Annotated in this window: 15 protein-coding genes; 8 read left to right on the top strand and 7 right to left on the bottom strand. The window is 63.2% G+C overall.

What is annotated here, in order from left to right; translation table 11 throughout:
- Positions 1–129 precede the first annotated feature (129 nt).
- The gene (gene cysZ / locus ACB031_RS12210) at positions 130–894 is read right to left on the bottom strand and encodes a sulfate transporter CysZ (RefSeq protein ID WP_371139645.1); all 765 of its coding nucleotides are present in this window, start codon (positions 892–894) and stop codon (positions 130–132) included.
- A gap of 109 nt (positions 895–1,003) precedes the next feature.
- On the opposite strand from cysZ, the gene ACB031_RS12205 reads away from it, so the two are divergent.
- From ACB031_RS12205 to ligA, 3 genes are all read left to right on the top strand, one after another.
- The gene (locus tag ACB031_RS12205) at positions 1,004–4,378 is read left to right on the top strand and encodes an AAA family ATPase (RefSeq protein ID WP_017779873.1); all 3,375 of its coding nucleotides are present in this window, start codon (positions 1,004–1,006) and stop codon (positions 4,376–4,378) included.
- Positions 4,379–4,393: 15 nt separating this feature from the next.
- Complete coding sequence (zipA, locus tag ACB031_RS12200; RefSeq protein ID WP_017779874.1) at positions 4,394–5,518, top strand: cell division protein ZipA; 1,125 nt, start codon at positions 4,394–4,396, stop codon at positions 5,516–5,518.
- Between the two features lie 99 nt (positions 5,519–5,617).
- On the top strand, positions 5,618–7,624 hold the full coding sequence (gene ligA, locus ACB031_RS12195) for an NAD-dependent DNA ligase LigA (protein WP_371139644.1): 2,007 nt from the start codon (positions 5,618–5,620) through the stop codon (positions 7,622–7,624).
- Between the two features lie 73 nt (positions 7,625–7,697).
- On the opposite strand, the gene ACB031_RS12190 is transcribed toward ligA, so the two are convergent.
- Positions 7,698–8,675: an ABC transporter substrate-binding protein gene (locus ACB031_RS12190; protein WP_371139643.1), complete on the bottom strand. Its 978-nt coding sequence runs from the start codon at positions 8,673–8,675 to the stop codon at positions 7,698–7,700.
- Between the two features lie 443 nt (positions 8,676–9,118).
- Here ACB031_RS12190 and nrdD point away from each other — a divergent pair, with 443 nt between their 5' ends.
- The 4 genes from nrdD to ACB031_RS12170 all read left to right on the top strand — a co-directional run bounded on the left by nrdD (position 9,119) and on the right by ACB031_RS12170 (position 12,687).
- The gene (gene nrdD, locus ACB031_RS12185; RefSeq protein WP_124249167.1) at positions 9,119–11,236 is read left to right on the top strand and encodes an anaerobic ribonucleoside-triphosphate reductase; all 2,118 of its coding nucleotides are present in this window, start codon (positions 9,119–9,121) and stop codon (positions 11,234–11,236) included.
- A 169-nt stretch (positions 11,237–11,405) separates the two neighbouring features.
- The gene (gene nrdG, locus ACB031_RS12180) at positions 11,406–11,915 is read left to right on the top strand and encodes an anaerobic ribonucleoside-triphosphate reductase-activating protein (protein WP_268038181.1); all 510 of its coding nucleotides are present in this window, start codon (positions 11,406–11,408) and stop codon (positions 11,913–11,915) included.
- A gap of 64 nt (positions 11,916–11,979) precedes the next feature.
- On the top strand, positions 11,980–12,150 hold the full coding sequence (locus ACB031_RS12175; protein ID WP_005343870.1) for a YqaE/Pmp3 family membrane protein: 171 nt from the start codon (positions 11,980–11,982) through the stop codon (positions 12,148–12,150).
- Between the two features lie 144 nt (positions 12,151–12,294).
- Positions 12,295–12,687 (top strand): energy transducer TonB, encoded by a 393-nt coding sequence (locus ACB031_RS12170; protein ID WP_010634739.1) that lies wholly within the window; start codon positions 12,295–12,297, stop codon positions 12,685–12,687.
- Between the two features lie 31 nt (positions 12,688–12,718).
- On the opposite strand, the gene ACB031_RS12165 is transcribed toward ACB031_RS12170, so the two are convergent.
- The 5 genes from ACB031_RS12165 to slyA all read right to left on the bottom strand — a co-directional run bounded on the left by ACB031_RS12165 (position 12,719) and on the right by slyA (position 16,677).
- A complete protein-coding gene (locus ACB031_RS12165) occupies positions 12,719–13,078 on the bottom strand; it encodes an MliC family protein (protein WP_371139642.1) in 360 nt (119 codons plus the stop codon).
- Between the two features lie 127 nt (positions 13,079–13,205).
- Positions 13,206–13,967, bottom strand: a complete 762-nt coding sequence (locus ACB031_RS12160) for an ABC transporter substrate-binding protein (protein ID WP_123245535.1) — start codon at positions 13,965–13,967, stop codon at positions 13,206–13,208.
- 140 nt (positions 13,968–14,107) lie between these two features.
- Positions 14,108–15,136 carry a DUF2955 domain-containing protein gene (locus tag ACB031_RS12155; protein ID WP_005303346.1) on the bottom strand — a complete coding sequence of 343 codons (1,029 nt, stop codon included), beginning with the start codon at positions 15,134–15,136 and terminating at the stop codon, positions 14,108–14,110.
- Positions 15,137–15,146: 10 nt separating this feature from the next.
- On the bottom strand, positions 15,147–16,202 hold the full coding sequence (locus ACB031_RS12150; protein ID WP_371139683.1) for an HlyD family secretion protein: 1,056 nt from the start codon (positions 16,200–16,202) through the stop codon (positions 15,147–15,149).
- A gap of 1 nt (position 16,203) precedes the next feature.
- Complete coding sequence (gene slyA, locus ACB031_RS12145; RefSeq protein WP_010634735.1) at positions 16,204–16,677, bottom strand: transcriptional regulator SlyA; 474 nt, start codon at positions 16,675–16,677, stop codon at positions 16,204–16,206.
- A 290-nt stretch (positions 16,678–16,967) separates the two neighbouring features.
- On the opposite strand from slyA, the gene ACB031_RS12140 reads away from it, so the two are divergent.
- Positions 16,968–17,189 carry a hypothetical protein gene (locus tag ACB031_RS12140; RefSeq protein WP_017787826.1) on the top strand — a complete coding sequence of 74 codons (222 nt, stop codon included), beginning with the start codon at positions 16,968–16,970 and terminating at the stop codon, positions 17,187–17,189.
- Positions 17,190–17,268: the final 79 nt, after the last annotated feature.

Genomic DNA, 17,268 nt, shown 5'->3' with positions numbered 1-17,268 from the left:
ATCCCAGGGTGCGAGAAAGGCCCGCATCCTAACAATCTAGCGCTGGCGGGACAAGCAAACTCATATATGCATTAGATTAAGTAATGAAAAGGGGGCTTTCGCCCCCATTTTTCATCATGCTTGTCCGGGTCAGCGCTTGAGCTGTTCGCTGCGGTAGTGATCGACCCACATGGCGGTGGCGCCGCAGATGGCGACCGGCATCACGAACAGGTTCACCACCGGGATGGCGGAGAAGAGGGTGACCAGGGCGCCGAAGCTCAGGCACTTGCCGCGGCGCTGCTTGAGGGCGTCGCGCATGGTGATGAAGTCGATCTTGTGATTGTCGAACGGATAGTCGACATACTGGATTGCCATCATCCAGGCGCTGAACAGGAACCAGAGCACAGGCGCCAGGGTCTGGCCCACCACCGGAATGAGGAACAGGATCAGGCAGCCGATGGCCTTGGGCAGGTAGTATTTGAGCTTGAGCCACTCGCGGCCGAAGGTGCGTGGCACATCCTTGACGATGTCCAGCATGCCGGTGTCGTTGGCGGCCTCGCCAGTGAGCGCCTGCTCCACCTTCTCCGCCAGCAGGCCGTTGAAGGGGGCGGCTATCCAGTTGGCCACCGAGCTGAACAGGAAGGAGAAGACCACCAGTATGGTAATGAGGGCGATGGGCCAGAGCAGGTAGTCCAGCCAGTCGAGCCAGCTCGGGATCTGCTGGTGCAGCCAGGCGAACAGGCCATCCAGCTGCAGCAGCAGGGCGTAGAAGGCCCCGGCAAACAGCACGAAGTTGACCAGCAGGGGGATCAGCACGAAGGTGCGGATGCCGGGCTGGCGAATGAGGGAGAAGCCGCGCAGAAAGTAGTCTGCACCGCTGATCGAGTCTTTTACCATACGGGGGGAGTGGCTCATCGGAGCTCCATCTGTTCATGGGAAACTGCCAGCATATTACAAACAAGCTTTTGATTTGGTAAAGTCGCCTGCCCGCCTCCTCTTTATTTCGTTACCGACATAGGCCGCCATGCGTCTGAAATTGATCAAACTCGCCGGCTTCAAGTCGTTTGTCGAGCCGACCCGCATCGAACTCAACGCCGACATGACTGCCGTGGTGGGGCCCAATGGCTGCGGCAAATCCAACGTCATCGACGCTGTGCGCTGGGTGCTGGGGGAGAGCTCCGCCCGCCATCTGCGTGGCGAGAACATGACCGACGTCATCTTCAACGGCTCCATCAACCGCAGCGCCCACGGCCGCGCCTCGGTGGAGCTGGTGTTCGATAACCCCCACAACCGGGTACCCGGTGAGTTCGGCCGCTTTACCGAGATCTCGGTGCGCCGCGAAGTGCTGCGCGACGGCTCCAACCACTACCAGATCAATGGCCAGAAGTGCCGCCGCAAGGACGTGACCGACCTCTTCCTCGGCACCGGCCTCGGGCCGCGCAGCTACGCCATCATAGAGCAGGGCACCGTCAGCAGGCTGGTGGAGTCCCGCCCCGCCGATCTCAAGCTGTTCATGGAAGAGGCTGCCGGGGTCTCCCGCTACAAGGAGCGGCGCCGGGAGACCGAACAGCGCATCCGCCATACCCAGGAGAACCTGGAGCGCCTCGGCGACATCCGCGGCGAACTGGGGTCGCGCCTCGACCATCTTAAGGCCCAGGCTGAGACCGCCGAGCGCTACAAGCAGCTCAAGAGCCGCAGTCGCGCTGCTCGCGCCGAGCTGATCGGCTCGGAATTGTGGGCGCTGGAGACGCGTCTGGGCGAGGCCAAGACCGAACTGGCCCAGACCGAGCAGGCGCTGGCGGCCCTCGATGCCAAGCGCACCACTGATGAGGGGCGCCACGTCACCCTGTCGGTCGCCCGCCAGGAGGCGCAGGCCGAGCAGGCCAGCCGTCAGCAACAGATTTTTCTCGGCGGCCAGGCCATCGCCCGCCTCGAGCAGCAGCAACTGCACCAAACCGAACTCGGTCGAGACTGGCAGGCAAGGCGGCAGGCCCTCGGTGAGCGCATCGAGGGGCTCAAGACCCAGCTGGCCGGCCAACTGGAACAACTGGGCGAAAGCACTCTGCAGGGGGAGGTGGCGTCGGCGCGCCTCGAGCAGTGTGAGCAGTTGCTTACCGACCAGCAGAGTGTGCGCACGGCGGCGGGCGAGCGGCTCGAGCAGGCGCGCCAGCGCCAGCAGCAGTGGCAGCAGCAGCTTGGCCAGTTGCAGGGGCGGCTCAACCAGACCCGCGCCGAGGTGAACGGCCTGCAGGAGCTGCAGGCCAAGACCCGGCTGGCCCGTCTCAAGCTGGAAGATGAACAGGCCGGGCCCCTCGGCGGGGAGGGGGAGAACCTGCAACCGGCGCTCGATGCGCTGGCGGCGACGCTCTCGCTCTCCCGCGCCCGCCATGAAGAAGCCGAAGCGGCGTGGCAGGCCGGCGTGGCCCGTCATGAAGAGCTCAAGGCAGAGCAGGGGCGCCAGCAGGGTTTGCTGCGCGAGCTGGAGGCTCGCCTCGCCACTCTGGATCAGATCCTGGGGGAGCAGATGGCGGGCGCCACCCTGGCGGATCGGCTGCAGGTCCCCCCCGAGTGGGCCCGGGGGCTGGACAAGGTGCTCGGTCGCTGGTTAACCGCCACCCCGGCGGACGAGTGCAATCTGGCGCAATCCGGGCTCTGGATTGGTCCGGCCCGACCGGCGGTTGCCGGCACCCTGGCGGCGCAACTGGGCGGTGAGCACATACCCGCCTTCCTCAACGCTATCTGGCTGGCAGAGAGCCGGGAGGAGGCGCAGGCCCGCCTGCACAGCCTCTCTGCCGGTGAGTCGCTGCTCACTCCTGCCGGTGATTGGTTCGGCCCCAACTGGGCGGATCTGGGGGAGGGCATGGCCCTCGGCACCCTGGCGCTGCTCGGCGAACGTGAGCGGTTGCACAGCGAGCTGGTCGCGGGCCGGGAGGCGCTGCGCCGGCTCGATGAACAGTTTGCCGCTGCCGATGCGGCGCGGGCCCAGCTGCACAGCGCCCATGAACTGGCCCAGCGCACCCTGCGCGAGCAGGAGCAGCAGTGGCAGCAACTGCGCGAGGCCTGGAGCCTGCGCGAAGGGCAGCGCCAGGCGCGGTTGCAGCGCCTCGGCCAGCTGGGAGAGGAGTTGATCCGGCTGGATAAGGAGCAGGCTGAGGAGGCGCAGCGGCTAGTGTCGGCCGGGGAGCGGCTTGAGCAGGATGAAGCGGCCCTCGGCGAGCTGCAGGAGCAGGGGGAGCTGCTTGCCGAGGCGCTGCTGCTCGCCCAGGAGCAGGCGAGCACGGCGGATCGCGCTGTGGAAGAGGCCCGCCTGCGTCGTGAGCAGCAGCAAGCCGCCTGCCAGCGGCTGCAACTGGAGCAGCAGAACCAGCGCCAGCTCATCACCCTGCGCGAGCAGGAGCTGGCCCGCCTCGGGCTGGAGCTGGCCGAACTCAAGGAGCCGGGGGCCACTTCGAGTCAGGATCTGTCGCCCCTGCTGGCCGAGCAGCGCAGCCTCGAGGCGCAGCAACTTGCCTGTCATCAGCGGCTTGCAGAATTGGAGCGCCAGTTGACCGAGCTGGAGCAGGCCAGAAGCGCCGATCACAAGCAGCTGGTGCAGATACAGGAGAAGCTGGCGACCCTGCGGCTCGAGCGCGAACGCAACCTCACCCGCCGACAGGGGCTGCACGAGCAGTTCGAAGAGCTGGGGGTACGGCTGGTGGATCTCGATCAGGCGGTGCTGATAGCGGCTGATCGCGGCAAGCTGCGCCAGGAGATCCAGACCCTGGAGGCGCAGGTGGAGGCGCTTGGCGCCATCAACCTGGCGGCGCTGGAGGAGTATGAAGAGGCGAAGACCCGCGCAAGCTACCTGGAAAACCAGTGCCAGGATCTGGAGCAGGCGCTGGAAACCTTGAGCCAAGCCATTAAAAGAATTGATAAAGAGACACAAATACGCTTCCGTGACACTTTCGATAAGGTCAACGAAGATTTAAAATCCCTGTTTCCAAAAGTGTTCGGTGGGGGCAGTGCCTGGCTTGAGCTCACCTCCGATGATCTTTTGGAGGCCGGAGTGAGCATCATGGCGAGACCTCCGGGTAAGAAGAATGCTACCATTGCCCTGCTTTCCGGGGGGGAGAAGGCGTTAACCGCTCTTGCGCTGGTTTTTGCCATCTTCAGACTCAATCCGGCACCTTTCTGTCTGCTGGATGAGGTGGATGCACCGCTCGATGAAGTGAACGTCGGTCGCTTCTGTTCTCTTGTCAAAGAGATGTCGAGCACAGTACAGTTCGTTTACATCAGTCATAATAAGGTCTCCATGGAGATGGCTGAGCAGCTGGTTGGCGTCACGATGCAAGAGCCCGGGGTTTCGCGCATAGTGTCGGTCGATATCGGTGAAGCCGTCGCTTTGGCTGAGCAAAACTAGAAAGAGAAGCAGCTAATGCAGGAATTGCGTTACATCTTGGTTGCCCTGGGCGGTATTGCCATCGCGGCATTGCTCATTCACGGGTTGTGGAGCAACAGAAAGAATCGTCAGGCACCGATCAAAGAGAAACCTCTGGGTCGGATGGAATCCAAATCACGGGACCGTGACAACGACGCCTTCGACAGTGATGGCATCGGTCAGGTGCGAGTGGTCAGCGGTGGCCGTCGTGCCGAGCCCAAGCTCCACCATGATGAACCCCGCCAGCCGGACGTCAGCCGTCGCGCCCCCGCGCCCGCCTTCGATGATGAAGAAGATGATGACGCCGATCTGCCGCCGCCCGTGGTACGCAAGCCTGCCGCTCGCCCCGTGCCCCCGCCTCCCGTCTATGAAGAGGAGGAGTATGAGGAGCCGGTCGCCGAGCCCGTCGAGGAAGTCCCGGCCGCGCCGGTACGCAAGCCTGCCCAGGTGATCCGTCGTACCCCAGTCCACCGTTCCCGTCCCCAGCGCGAGCCGCTGCTGCAGCCGCTGGACGAAGAGCCGCTGGTGGAGCCAGCCTACGCCACCGCGCCCACCTTCGGTGCCCGTGAACAGGCCCAGGCCGCTGCGCCCGAATACAAGGCGCAGCCCCGTTACGCAGCCCCCGAGCCTGCCTACGAGGAGCCCGCCTATGAAGAGCCGGTGCAGGAGCCGCAGATTGAACGTCAGCCGGTCGAGAAGATCTGGCAGGATGTCTATGTCATCAACCTGATGGCGCGCCCCGGCCACGACCTGCAGGGGGCGACCCTGATCTCTTCCCTGCTGGCGCTGGGCTTCAAGTTTGGCGAGATGGACATCTTCCATCGCCACGAGGATCTCAACGGCAAGGGCGAAGTGCTCTTCTCCATGATCAACATGGTCAAGCCGGGTACCTTCAACCCGTACCGGATGGAGCAGTTCACCACTCCGGGTGTGTCGCTCTTCATGCAACTGCCGCTGCGCAGCAACGCAGCCTTTGCCTTCGAGCACATGCTGCAGTCTGCCGACCAGCTGGCCAGCGATCTCGATGCCATGCTGACTGACGTGGATCGCAGCCCGCTGAGTGACGAGACCATCGCCCGTTACCGGCACGAGCTGGCCGCCTACGAGGCCAGTCGCGACTAATACGCCAGGCGGGTCGAATGAATCAAAAGTGCGGTACCCAGGTGCCGCATTTTTATTGCTCCGCTGGCCGGTTTTTTCATCACACTTCGAGACTTTTTCATGAGCGATATCCTCTCCCGCCACCGTCAACTGTGTGAGCTGCTTACCGAATATGGGCATCAGTACTATGTGCTGGACAACCCCACAGTGCCGGATGCCGAATACGACCGCCTGATGCGCGAGCTGATCGCGCTGGAGGCCGACCATCCCGAGCTGAAAACCCCGGCCTCGCCGAGCGTGAGGGTGGGCGGTCAGCCGCTCACCGCCTTCAAGCAGGTGCGCCACGAGATCCCCATGCTGAGCCTGGACAACGTGTTCAGCAGTGAAGAGCTGCAGGCGTTTGAACAGCGCATGAGCGATCGCCTCAAGCGGGAGGTCAATTTCACCTTCTGCTGCGAGCCCAAGCTGGATGGCCTGGCGGTGAGCCTGCTCTATGTGGACGGCCAGCTGGTGCAGGCCGCCACCCGGGGCGATGGCACCACGGGTGAGGAGATCACCGAGAACGTGCGCACCATCAAGGCCATTCCCCTGACCCTGCGTGGCGAGGGGTGGCCGGCTCGGCTGGAAGTGCGCGGCGAGGTGTTCATGCCCAAGGCGGGGTTCGAGGCGATGAACGCCAGGGCGCTGGCCGCCGGCGAGAAGGTGTTCGTCAATCCGCGCAATGCCGCCGCCGGCAGCCTGCGCCAGCTCGACTCGCGCATCACCGCCAGCCGCCCGCTCAGCTTCTACGCCTATGGGGTAGGGATCGGTGGCGAGCTGCTGGGGGATTCCCACTACGGCCGCCTCACCCGGCTCAATGCCTGGGGGCTGCCGCTCAACCCCGAGGTGAAGCTGAAAGAGGGCGCAGCCGGTTGCCAGTCCTTCCACGACGACATCCTGGCGCGCCGTGGCGAGCTCCCCTACGAGATCGATGGCGTGGTCTACAAGGTGGATGCCATTCCCCTGCAAGAGGAGCTTGGCTTCGTGGCCCGTGCACCGCGCTGGGCCACCGCCCACAAGTTCCCGGCCCAGGAGGAGATGACCCTGCTCGAAAACGTCGAGTTCCAGGTCGGCCGCACCGGCGCCGTGACCCCGGTGGCCAAGCTCAAACCCGTGTTCGTCGGCGGCGTCACCGTCTCCAACGCCACCTTGCACAATGCCGACGAGATTGAGCGCCTTGGCGTGATGATCGGCGACACCGTGATCGTGCGCCGGGCCGGGGATGTGATCCCGCAGATCGTGGCCGTGGTGGAGGCGCAGCGCCCAAGCGATGCCCGTGAAATTCTGTTCCCGACCGAGTGCCCGGTGTGCGGCTCTGCGGTAGAGCGGCTGGAAGGAGAGGCAGTGACCCGCTGCTCCGGCGGCCTGTTCTGCGAGGCGCAGCGCAAGGAGGCGATCAAACACTTCGCCGCCCGCCGTGCCATGGACGTGGACGGCCTCGGCGACAAGATAGTCGAGCAGCTGGTGGACAAGAGGTTGGTGAAAACCCCGGCGGACTTGTTCAGCCTCAACGCCATTCAGCTGGCCGGGCTCGAGCGGATGGGGCAAAAATCGGCCCTCAATCTGGTGGCAGCCATCGATGCGGCGCGCAGCACCACGTTGCCGCGCTTCCTGTTTGCGCTGGGGATCCGCGAAGTGGGGGAGGCGACTGCGCTGAACCTCGCCAATCACTTCCTCACCCTGGACGCCCTGCGTGCCGCCTCGGTGGAGCAGTTGCTGGAAGTGGCCGACGTGGGGGACGTGGTGGCCAAGCATGTCTACTACTTCCTGCGCCAGCCCCACAATATCGAGGTGCTGGAGGCCCTGCTGGCCGCCGGTATCCACTGGCCCGCCATCGAGAAGAAGGAGGCCGCACAGCAGCCCTTTGCCGGCAAGACCTTCGTGCTGACCGGCACTCTCACCACCTTGTCGCGCAACGACGCCAAGGCGGCGCTGCAGGCGCTTGGCGCCAAGGTGGCGGGCTCGGTGTCGGCCAAGACCGATGTGCTGGTGGCGGGGGAGGCGGCGGGCTCCAAACTGGCCAAGGCCCAGGAGCTCGGCATCACCGTCTGGACCGAAGAGGAGTTGCAGCAGGCGCTGCAGGGCTGAGTCGCTGGCTCAACCAGATAAACGAAGAACCCGGCATGGCCGGGTTCTTTGTTATGGGGGCAATGATCGAGGCTTAATCACGCCAGAGGATCTTGTAGCGCCACTTGTCGGGCAGGGTGAGCTGCCAGCGGGCCAGCTCGCTCTTGCTGAACACATACTCGCCGCGCAGGGCAGCCCGCGGCGCCAGGGTCTTGGGCTGGGCTCCCTCCAGAATGGCATTGACCAGCTCGGCCGCCTTGGCCCCCTGATCGTGCCCATCCAGCACCAGGCCGCCGATGGCCTTGCCCTTGCCCACCGTAAACTCCCAGAAGCAGAACAGCGGCACCGGACTGTGGGCACTGGTCCACTCCAGCACCTGGCGTTCATCCACGTGGTGGCCCTGCTCATCGATGAGGGTGTGGTAGAGGCCGATGAAGATCGCCTGATAGCCGTTTTGCCTGGCGTTGAGCACGGCCTCCTGCCACAGGTCGTAGTCGCCGAGCAGCTGGCTGTTGACCCGGGTCTGGCCGACCCGCAACTCGGTCTGGGTCTTGAACTCATCCTCGATGGCGGTCAGGGCCACGTTGCTCGAATCAAACAGCACCAGTGCCTTCTTGATCCCCCCCATCAGCTGGCTCATCTCGCTGATGTTGCGCTTGAGCAGGGGGCGCTCCAGCACGCCGGTGATCTTGGGGTGGCCGACCAGTCCCTTGTGGCGCGGGTTCTCGTTCATGCCGAGGAACACCACCGGGGTGCCGAGGGAGGCTATGCTGGTGGCCAGGTAGTTGATGGCGTTGTCATCGCCAAGCACCACCAGATCCGGTTTCACATGGTGGTAGTAGGCGAGCGCCCGTTCGGCGATCTGGTCGAACTCTTCGGCGGGGCGGCGCTTGGTATCCATGTAGAAGTGGCTGATGTGGTGCTCGCCCTTGAGGTTGGCCACCAGGCTGGCGTTGTAGCTCTGATCCCACAGGTACTCGGGATGGTAGCTGCTGATCACCAGGATCTCGGCCGCCCACAGCCGCAGCGACAGGGGGCACAGCAGCAGTAGCAGCAACAAAGGCTTGGTCATATGGCTTCCCATCGGCGCAGGGGTGTTGTCATTCATTATGTTCACTCCTGGGCCAGCCGGTGCCTGTCAATTACTGTCGGAGGGGAAATCTTTTTCTCGCTGGCTGGTATCGGGCGCCAGCCCGCACCAGGCTTGAGAGTGGTCTCGTGTGGCGCTTTTTATGGCTGGTCGGGAACTGCGCCACTCGCCTCAAAACCTGTTCTGGATCAAGAAATACGACCCCGCTTTGGTGCCTAATAGACACCACATATAGGGCTGCATTCGTTTTTAATCCCTATATGTTGTGTTATTAAGCTGTGTAAAAGCTGTTCCCTTCTCATCGTCAGCCCAGGCTTGTCAAGCCTCGGCTGAATTTATTTGCGCCGAGGACGAGGCGTGGAGAAGGGGGCCAAACAAGGGTAAGCCGAGGGCGAGAGCCTGGCCTTTTTTAACGGGGAAACTCCATGAAACCGGTTGTGATCAAACGTGATGGATGTCGCGCACCATTCAATGCCCAGCTGATTGCCGAGGCGGTGGGCCGAGCGGCGGAGGCGGTCAATCAGGCCAGTCCGGCGCTGGCAGAGCGCATTGCCGCCGCCGTCAGCCAGGAGCTGGAAGGGCGGGGAGAAGTGGACATCCACGAGATCCAGAACCGGGTCGAAAACCACCTGATGGCTTCCGACGACAAGGCCATCGCCCGTGCCTACATCGAATACCGTCACGACCGGGATCAGGCTCGCGAGGCCCGCGGCCGGCTGGCCCAGGAGATCCGCGGCCTGGTTGAGCAGACCAACGCGGCCCTGCTCAACGAGAACGCCAACAAGGATTCCAAGGTGATCCCGACCCAGCGCGACCTGCTGGCGGGCATCGTCGCCAAGCACTACGCCACCAGCCACATGCTGCCCCGCGATGTGGTGCAGGCCCATGAGAGCGGCGATCTGCACTTCCACGATCTCGACTACTCCCCCTTCTTCCCCATGTTCAACTGCATGTTGATCGACCTGAAGGGGATGCTGACCCACGGCTTCAAGATGGGCAACGCGGAGATCGACACCCCCAAATCCATCAGCACCGCCACCGCGGTCACCGCCCAGATCATCGCCCAGGTGGCGAGCCACATCTATGGCGGCACCACCATCAACCGTATCGACGAAGTGCTGGCTCCCTACGTGACCATCAGCTGGGAGAAGCACCGGGAAGTGGCGGTGGAGTGGGGCATCGGCGATGTGGATGCCTACGCCATGGCCCGCACCGAGAAGGAGTGCTACGACGCCTTCCAGTCGCTGGAGTACGAGGTGAACACCCTGCACACCGCCAACGGTCAGACCCCGTTCGTCACCTTCGGCTTTGGCCTTGGCGACAGCTGGCAGTCACGCCTGATCCAGCGGGCGATCCTGAGCAACCGCATCGCCGGCCTTGGCAAGAACAAGAAGACCGCCGTGTTCCCGAAACTGGTATTCGCCATCAAGGATGGCCTTAACCACAAACAGGGCGATCCCAACTACGACATCAAGCAGCTGGCGCTGGAGTGCGCCTCCAAGCGGATGTACCCGGACATCCTCAACTACGACCAGGTGGTCAAGGTGACCGGCTCCTTCAAGACTCCCATGGGCTGCCGCTCCTTCCTCGGTGCTTACGAGGAGCACGGCGAGCTGGTCCACGAAGGGCGCAACAACTTAGGGGTGGTGAGCCTCAACCTGCCGCGCATCGCCCTGAAATCCCGCGATGAAGCGGATTTCTGGGACAAGCTGGACGCCGCCCTGCGGGTGGCCAAGACAGCGCTGATGTACCGCATCAAGCGCCTGGACGGAGTCAAAGCCCGGGTCGCCCCCATCCTCTACATGGAAGGGGCCTGCGGGGTGCGCCTCAAGGCGGACGACAACGTCAGCGAGATCTTCAAGCACGGTCGCGCCTCCATCTCCCTTGGTTACATCGGGGTACACGAGACCATCAACGCCCTGTTTGGCGATCAGGTGCACCTGTTTGACAGTGCCGAACTGCAGCAGAAGGCCATCGCCATCGTCGAGCGCCTCAAGGCCGCCACCGACGAGTGGAAGGAGGAGACCGGCTACGGCTTCAGCCTCTACTCCACCCCGAGCGAGAACCTCTGCTCCCGCTTCTGCCGCATCGACGCCAAGGAGTTTGGTGTGGTGGCGGGGGTGACCGACAAGGGCTACTACACCAACAGCTTCCACCTCGACGTGGAAAAGCAGGTGAACCCGTACGACAAGCTGGACTTCGAGGCGCCCTATCCGCCCATCGCCAGCGGCGGCTTCATCTGCTACGGCGAGTACCCCAATATCCAGCACAACCTGGAAGCGCTGGAGAACGTCTGGGACTACAGCTATGACAAGGTGCCCTACTACGGCACCAACACCCCCATCGACGAGTGCTACGAGTGCGGCTTCACCGGCGAGTTCGAGTGCACCTCCAAGGGCTTTACCTGTCCGCGCTGCGGCAACCACGACCCGGCCAAGGTGTCGGTGACCCGCCGCGTCTGCGGCTACCTCGGCAGCCCGGATGCGCGCCCCTTCAACGCGGGCAAGCAGGAAGAGGTCAAGCGCCGCGTCAAACACATGTGAGCCGAGCCCTCACCCTAGCCCTCTCCCAGAGGGAGAGGGTACCGGTCGAGGTGCTGTTTGTACTGCCTTGCTCCCTTCTCCCGCTCAGGTTGAAAAGAGTGGGAGAAGGGCTGGGGATGAGAGGGCATCCATCATCACCTGCCTGCCAAACCGTGAATCGAGAGACAAGATGCACTACCACCAGTACTACCCGGTCGATGTGATCAACGGCCCAGGCACCCGTGCCACCCTGTTCGTCTCGGGCTGCGAGCACCAGTGCCCCGGCTGCTACAACCAGAGCACCTGGCGCCTCGATGGTGGCAAGCCGTTCGATCTGGCGATGAGCGATCGCGTCATCGCGGATCTCAACGACACGCGCATCAAACGGCGGGGACTGTCGCTCTCCGGCGGCGATCCGCTCCACCCCGCCAACGTGCCCCAGGTGCTGGCGCTGGTGAAACGGGTGCGTGCCGAGTGCCCCGGCAAGGACATCTGGTGCTGGACCGGCTATCTGCTTGGCGAGCTCAGCCCGGCTCAGCGCGAGCTGGTGGCCTTGCTGGACGTGCTGGTGGACGGCAAGTTCGAGCAGGGGCTGGCAGACCCCGGTCTGCTCTGGCGTGGCAGCAGCAATCAGCAGATCCACGACCTCAACGCCTGGCGGGAAGGAGGGGAACGGATCCCCTGTCTGGTTTGCAGTTGAGGCCAGGGATGTTTATGGTTAGCCCATTCCAATCCCTGTGACATCGTTGACGAGGAAATCCGAGATGAACAATCTGCTCAAGATCCTGCTGGCCATCTTCCTGCCGCCGGTCTGCGCCTTTATCCAGGTGGGCTTCAGCCTGCATTTTCTGATCAACATAGTGCTGACCCTGCTCGGCGGTCTGCCCGGCATGGTCCATGCGCTCTGGCTGGTGGTCAGCGACAAGCGCGGCTGACGTTGAGCCTCTTTGCTAAAAGCCAACCCGATGGGGTTGGCTTTTTTTATGCTGCTCAAACGGGTTCCGATTGTTACAGTAATGGGCCGGCAACCCTGCCGGGGAGGGGTGACCCCTCCGATCTGACTCAACAAGGAGTGTTGAATGGGTTTGAAGGTCTTGCTGCTGGGCACTGTGCTCGGCCTGCTGGGGGGCTGTGCCAGCCCCAGTCCCACCGTGAAACTGAACCAGCCGCCGCTGGAGGTGACCATGGCGGAGCTTGGCAAATACTGGGTGCAGGATGGCGAAGTGCCCCCGTTTGAACCGGTGGGCGGCGCGCCAGCCAAGCGGCCCGTCAAGGGCTATGTGGAGATCCGTTATCTCATCGACTCCAACGGCAATCTGTTCAGCCCAGAGATCCTGGCCTCGGAGCCGCCCGGGGTGCTGGATCTGATCGCCCTGTCGGGGCTGGCCAAGACCCGCTATCGAGTGTCGGAGCAGAACCCGCAGGCCATTCCGGTGCGAGTGGTGGGTCGCTACGAGATTGAAGTGGAGTAATGAACAACCCCGGCCTGGCCGGGGTTGTTGTTTACTGCTGCTTGCAGTCGTTGTAGACGCTCTGCCACTCGCCGTCCTTGCCGCGCATCTCGACAAAGCCCTCATCTCCCTTGTTCCACCAGACGGTCTCGTGATCGTCGGTGTAGCGGGCGCCGGAGGCAGAGACGCTCTGCGGCAGGGTGTAGTCCTTGCCGTCCGGCAGTGCCAGCTTGACGAAGTTCAGGCTCTGATCGGAGAGGGCGAAGTAGCGCACCTGTACCCGTTGGCCCTGTTCGCACAGATAGGTGACGGGGTCGCCGCCGGTCACGCTCAGGGGGTCGGCGCCGCGTTCGCAGCCGCTCAGCAGGGTCAGGGTCGTGATGCCCAGCAGCAGAAGGTTGGCGTGCTTCATGTTGATTCTCCATCGGTGTCATCCGGGCGTGATCCTAACAGCTTGCCCAAGGGGGGCAATGCCGCTCGACCCGACTTGCGTCGATATGCGTCCATGGGCGTCAAAAGAAGCACTAATGAGTATGGGCTCAATGCAGGCCGAGTCTGGCCTCGAAGGCGCGCACCAGCGCCTCGTAGGTGCCGTTGTTCCTGATCTTCTGCAGCCCCTCTTCGAAGCGACTGGCCATCTCCTCACCCCGGGGATGGGCGCGGGAGAAGGCGAGCCAGAAACCGTCGGTGGAGATCTTGCCCACCTTGACCACCTTTCCGCTCAGCTGTTTCTGCTGGATCTTGAGGTAGCCCGGCATCTCGTTCATCAGTATGTAGTCGACCCGGCCGCGCACCAGCATCTCGATGATCTGGGTGTCTGACTTGGCCTGGAAGCGGGTGATCCTGGGGTTTTCCATGAAGTCGGTGGGGTAGGTGTAGCCGAGAGTGATGCCCACCGTCTTCTGTTCCAGCGAGGTTAGCTTGAGATCCCGGCGCGGTTCGCTGGCCAGGGCGAAGATGGCGAGATCCTCCTCGAACATGGGGGTCTCGTGCCAGAAGTACTGGTAACGGTTCTCCTCGGTAATGGTTGCATCGAAGCAGCCGAGCACCTTGTCGCTGCGCGCCTCGTACATGCAGCGGGCGAAGGGGATGGTGCGAAACTCCACCTCGACCCCCTCGGCGGCAAAGGCCGCCTTCACCAGCTCGGGGGCCAACCCCCGCGGCTGGCCGCTCTCTTTGTCGAGAACGCAGTAGGGCGCCCAGTCATCTTCCGCGGCGATCAGTACAGACTCGGCCCGGGCGCTTCCCACCATCAGCAGAAGACAGATAACCAGCCAGTGAATGTGGGTTGCGTGTGTCATGGTCTCTCTCCCGTTGCCAACTGCCCTAGCAAGCATAGTTGCTGGGGCTAGCCGCAGGCGCTGCCAGATACAGGGCAAAAAAACGCCCCGGTAGGCATAGCGGGGCGAAAGGCGCACATCCTTGAGCTAACAACAGGGGGTCAATAACCGAACCGGGTGGCCTCGAAACGGTTAAGCAGTCGGTGGATGAGGTAACAGGCCAGCAGGGTGGCGACGATGGCAAACAAGATGCTGCTGACCCGGTAGAGGGCGCTGAACACCAGATCGTTGCCGGGCGTCAGGTACTGGCCGAACAGGATGCCGAGGGTGGTGAGGGCGCCGAAGCCGACTCCGGAACCGCTCGCCTCCTTCACATGGGCATGGCTGAACAGCATGGCGCCGAGCCAGAGCAGGGGGGCGACCAGGATCAGCAGCCCGGACCAGTCGTAGAGCACCAGCTGGCCGACCAGGCCGAAGCTCACCCCGAGCAGGGTACCCATGGCTCGCTTGCGGGCATAGCTCAGGGCGCCGTCCCAGTGCATGGGGAAGAGCACCAGCAGGGTGGTGGCCTGGGCCGACATGGAGTCCCGCAGATCGAAGAGCTGGAACACCATGAAGGAGAGGGTGGCGATGCTGGCGCCAAGCAGCGCCTCGTGCCGCATCCGGTGCGGTGCCTTGGGGGAGGGGGCCGGCTTGGGGCGCTCCTCCACGTCGGGGATGAGCGCCGTCATCAGGTAGGCGATGAGCACCGACAGCACGCTGGCCCACAGGTTGCTGAAGATGAGGTCGTTGAGATCGGTCTGCGGGTAGCTGGCAAAGTGCAGCATGATGCTGAGGCTCAACACGCCGTTGGCACCGAACAGGAACAGGCTGCCCCGCGACATGGCGGCGAAACGGTAGAGAAACAGCAGGAAGGCGATGGGGATCATCAGGCCGGGATGGCCGCCGAACAGCCCCCCCAGCAGCCCCACTTCCAGCCCGCAGACCACAGCGGCGGCGATCAGCTGGCGGGCGGCATGACCATTCATCACCGGCACCATGCCCAGCAACAGCACAGGCGTCACCGTGTAGAAAACGCCGTAGTTCCAGCCGAACAGCTTGCAGAGCAGAAAGCCGCTGGTGCTGCCAAAGGCGATGCGCAGGCATTGGCGCAGTTCATTGGCGGTGAGGGGTCTGTGCCACAGGTTCATTGCCGTCACCTCAGTAGATGTAGTGCAGCAGGCTGAGCAGGCGGATCTGGGCGCGGGCCAGCAGCCCGGTCAGGGCGTTGTCGGGCAGCAGCTGCACGGTGGCGCGGGCACCGGCCGGCAGATGGGCGGGCAGCTGTTCCAGCGCCAGATGCAGGCGCAGACGCTGGGCGTCGCGCACCCAGCGATCCGACTCGGTGGGGCTGGCCAGCTGGCCGTTGGCATCGAACTGACCGGCACTGACCCCGGCATCCAGGCTGGTGACCCGGGCGGGATAGAGGCGGCCCGGCTCGCCATCGAAGGCGACCAGGGCCAGGCTGTCCTGGTCTACGTGGCGTAGGCTCTTCTCGCGAAAATCGGCGATCACGTCCACCTGCTCGGAGACCAGCGCCAGCAGCGGGGCGCCCGCCGCGGCGAAGCTGCCCGGCTTGAGCTGCAGGTTGGTGATGATGCCGTCCTGGCTGGCGTGAACCCGGCTGTAGGCGAGGTTGAGCTCGGCCTGGGCGAGGCGGTTGCGGGCCTGGCGCAGCAGCAGGTTGTCGTCGCCGGGCAGGCCGCGGTTGACCCTGGCCTGGGTCATGCGGGCCTTGCTGGCCAGCAGGTTGGCCTGGGCGGTGCGAAATGTGCTGTCGGCGTCATCCTTCTGCTGCTCGGAGACCATGTGGCGGCGATAGAGGGCGTCGATACGCTCCGCTTCCCGCAACTTGAGGGCGGCCTGGGTCTGCAACGAGCTGAAATCGGCGCTGGCGGCGTTGAGGGTGGCATCGAGCTGGCGATTCTGCTGCTCGGCTTGGGCCAGGGCGAGGCGAGCCTGCTCTACCGCCAGCTCGAAGGGGGCCGGGTCGAGGGCAAACAGCAGATCCCCCTGCTTGACGTGCTGGTTATTGGCGACAGCCACCTCCATCACCTTGCCGCTGACCTGGGGCGCCATCTTGGTGACGACGCGGGTTGCCATGGCTTGCGGGGTGAGCGGCATCTTGAGATCGGCCAGCAGGAAATAGGCAAAGACCAGCACGAAGGCGCCCATGGCCCATTTGATCCAGCGTTGGAATTGTTGATCCGGGGTCATCTCATTCTCTCTCTTCACTCTGCGCACCTATCTTGCCGAGGGCATTGGCACAGATGCGGTGTACGATATCTTCAAACTGTTCCAGCTCCCGCTGGCTGATGCCGGCGAGCAGCTCCCGGCGTATCTCCATGATGCGATCTTCAATCTGGTCGAGCAGCGCCTTGCCGGCCGGGGTCAGGGTGACGATGCGAGCCCGCTTGTCCTGGCTGCAGCAGTGGCGTTCCACCAGCCCCTGCTCCTCCAGCTGGCCCAGGGTGCGCATCAGGGAGGGCAGTTCGATCTCCAGCGCCTCGGCCAGGGTCTTCTGGCTGAGGTGGCCGCCGAGCCGGCTCAGCTTCCACAGGGCCGTCCAGCGGGGATGAGTCAGGCCGAGGGGGGCCAGCTCGAGATCGGCCACGGTGCGCCACAGCCGATGCAGCCGGCCGACCCGCTCGGCGAGGGAGAGCTCGCGCAGCATTTCCAGATCCTTCATCATGAGATTCTCCTTTTACTTAGCTTGCTAAGCATTGTAATTGTTTAGCAGGCTAAGTAAATAGTGTGATCGCGATCTTGTTTATGAAATTTGGAGGTAGGTCTCTGGTGGAGCTCAAACAGCGTGGGTGAAGGGGTGAGTTGGGAACAGCTGCACTTTTGAGTGAAGCAGGAGGCTGGATATGGTCGGCAGGGCCCGGCGAAATAAAGAGAGTCGTTTATTGGGATGGCATGAAAATAGTCACAGCTTTTTATGTGCACCCTAATTAGACGATGCAAAAAAATATTATATAAATGCGGCACTCTGTTTTTTATTCACTAATATTGATGAGTCAGCTAAACAGGGAGATGATAGCTGTGGAACGATATGAATCGGGTGACGCCCATCTCGCCATCGAGAGTCTGCTGGTGGATGTGGAATATGTGGTCGACGGCCATTATGGACTCAGCCTGGAAAATGCCGAAACCTGTCATGAATTTGACCCTGCCAATATTCCATTGTTATTAGCCGAATAGTCTTTCGGTCGGTGACATCCGCACGTCATATTGAGAGGGCAGCCTGTCACAGGGCCTGCCCGCACCCTTTATCCTCTTG

The organism is Aeromonas sp. S8(2024), from assembly GCF_041403085.1.
Taxonomy (GTDB): Bacteria; Pseudomonadota; Gammaproteobacteria; order Enterobacterales; family Aeromonadaceae; genus Aeromonas; species Aeromonas dhakensis.
This window is presented reverse-complemented; position numbering and strand designations above follow the sequence as displayed.

What these genes read in the sequence shown, in the direction of transcription:
- ACB031_RS12175 (WP_005343870.1), top strand. Translation starts at nt 11,980, where the DNA reads ATGAACAATCTGCTCAAGATCCTGCTGGCCATCTTCCTGCCGCCGGTC.
- ACB031_RS12160 (WP_123245535.1), bottom strand. Translation starts at nt 13,967, where the DNA reads ATGACACACGCAACCCACATTCACTGGCTGGTTATCTGTCTTCTGCTG.
- nrdG (WP_268038181.1), top strand. Translation starts at nt 11,406, where the DNA reads ATGCACTACCACCAGTACTACCCGGTCGATGTGATCAACGGCCCAGGC.
- ACB031_RS12165 (WP_371139642.1), bottom strand. Translation starts at nt 13,078, where the DNA reads ATGAAGCACGCCAACCTTCTGCTGCTGGGCATCACGACCCTGACCCTG.
- nrdD (WP_124249167.1), top strand. Translation starts at nt 9,119, where the DNA reads ATGAAACCGGTTGTGATCAAACGTGATGGATGTCGCGCACCATTCAAT.
- ACB031_RS12155 (WP_005303346.1), bottom strand. Translation starts at nt 15,136, where the DNA reads ATGAACCTGTGGCACAGACCCCTCACCGCCAATGAACTGCGCCAATGC.
- zipA (WP_017779874.1), top strand. Translation starts at nt 4,394, where the DNA reads ATGCAGGAATTGCGTTACATCTTGGTTGCCCTGGGCGGTATTGCCATC.
- ACB031_RS12140 (WP_017787826.1), top strand. Translation starts at nt 16,968, where the DNA reads ATGCGGCACTCTGTTTTTTATTCACTAATATTGATGAGTCAGCTAAAC.
- slyA (WP_010634735.1), bottom strand. Translation starts at nt 16,677, where the DNA reads ATGATGAAGGATCTGGAAATGCTGCGCGAGCTCTCCCTCGCCGAGCGG.
- cysZ (WP_371139645.1), bottom strand. Translation starts at nt 894, where the DNA reads ATGAGCCACTCCCCCCGTATGGTAAAAGACTCGATCAGCGGTGCAGAC.
- ACB031_RS12170 (WP_010634739.1), top strand. Translation starts at nt 12,295, where the DNA reads ATGGGTTTGAAGGTCTTGCTGCTGGGCACTGTGCTCGGCCTGCTGGGG.
- ligA (WP_371139644.1), top strand. Translation starts at nt 5,618, where the DNA reads ATGAGCGATATCCTCTCCCGCCACCGTCAACTGTGTGAGCTGCTTACC.
- ACB031_RS12150 (WP_371139683.1), bottom strand. Translation starts at nt 16,202, where the DNA reads ATGACCCCGGATCAACAATTCCAACGCTGGATCAAATGGGCCATGGGC.
- ACB031_RS12190 (WP_371139643.1), bottom strand. Translation starts at nt 8,675, where the DNA reads ATGACCAAGCCTTTGTTGCTGCTACTGCTGCTGTGCCCCCTGTCGCTG.
- ACB031_RS12205 (WP_017779873.1), top strand. Translation starts at nt 1,004, where the DNA reads ATGCGTCTGAAATTGATCAAACTCGCCGGCTTCAAGTCGTTTGTCGAG.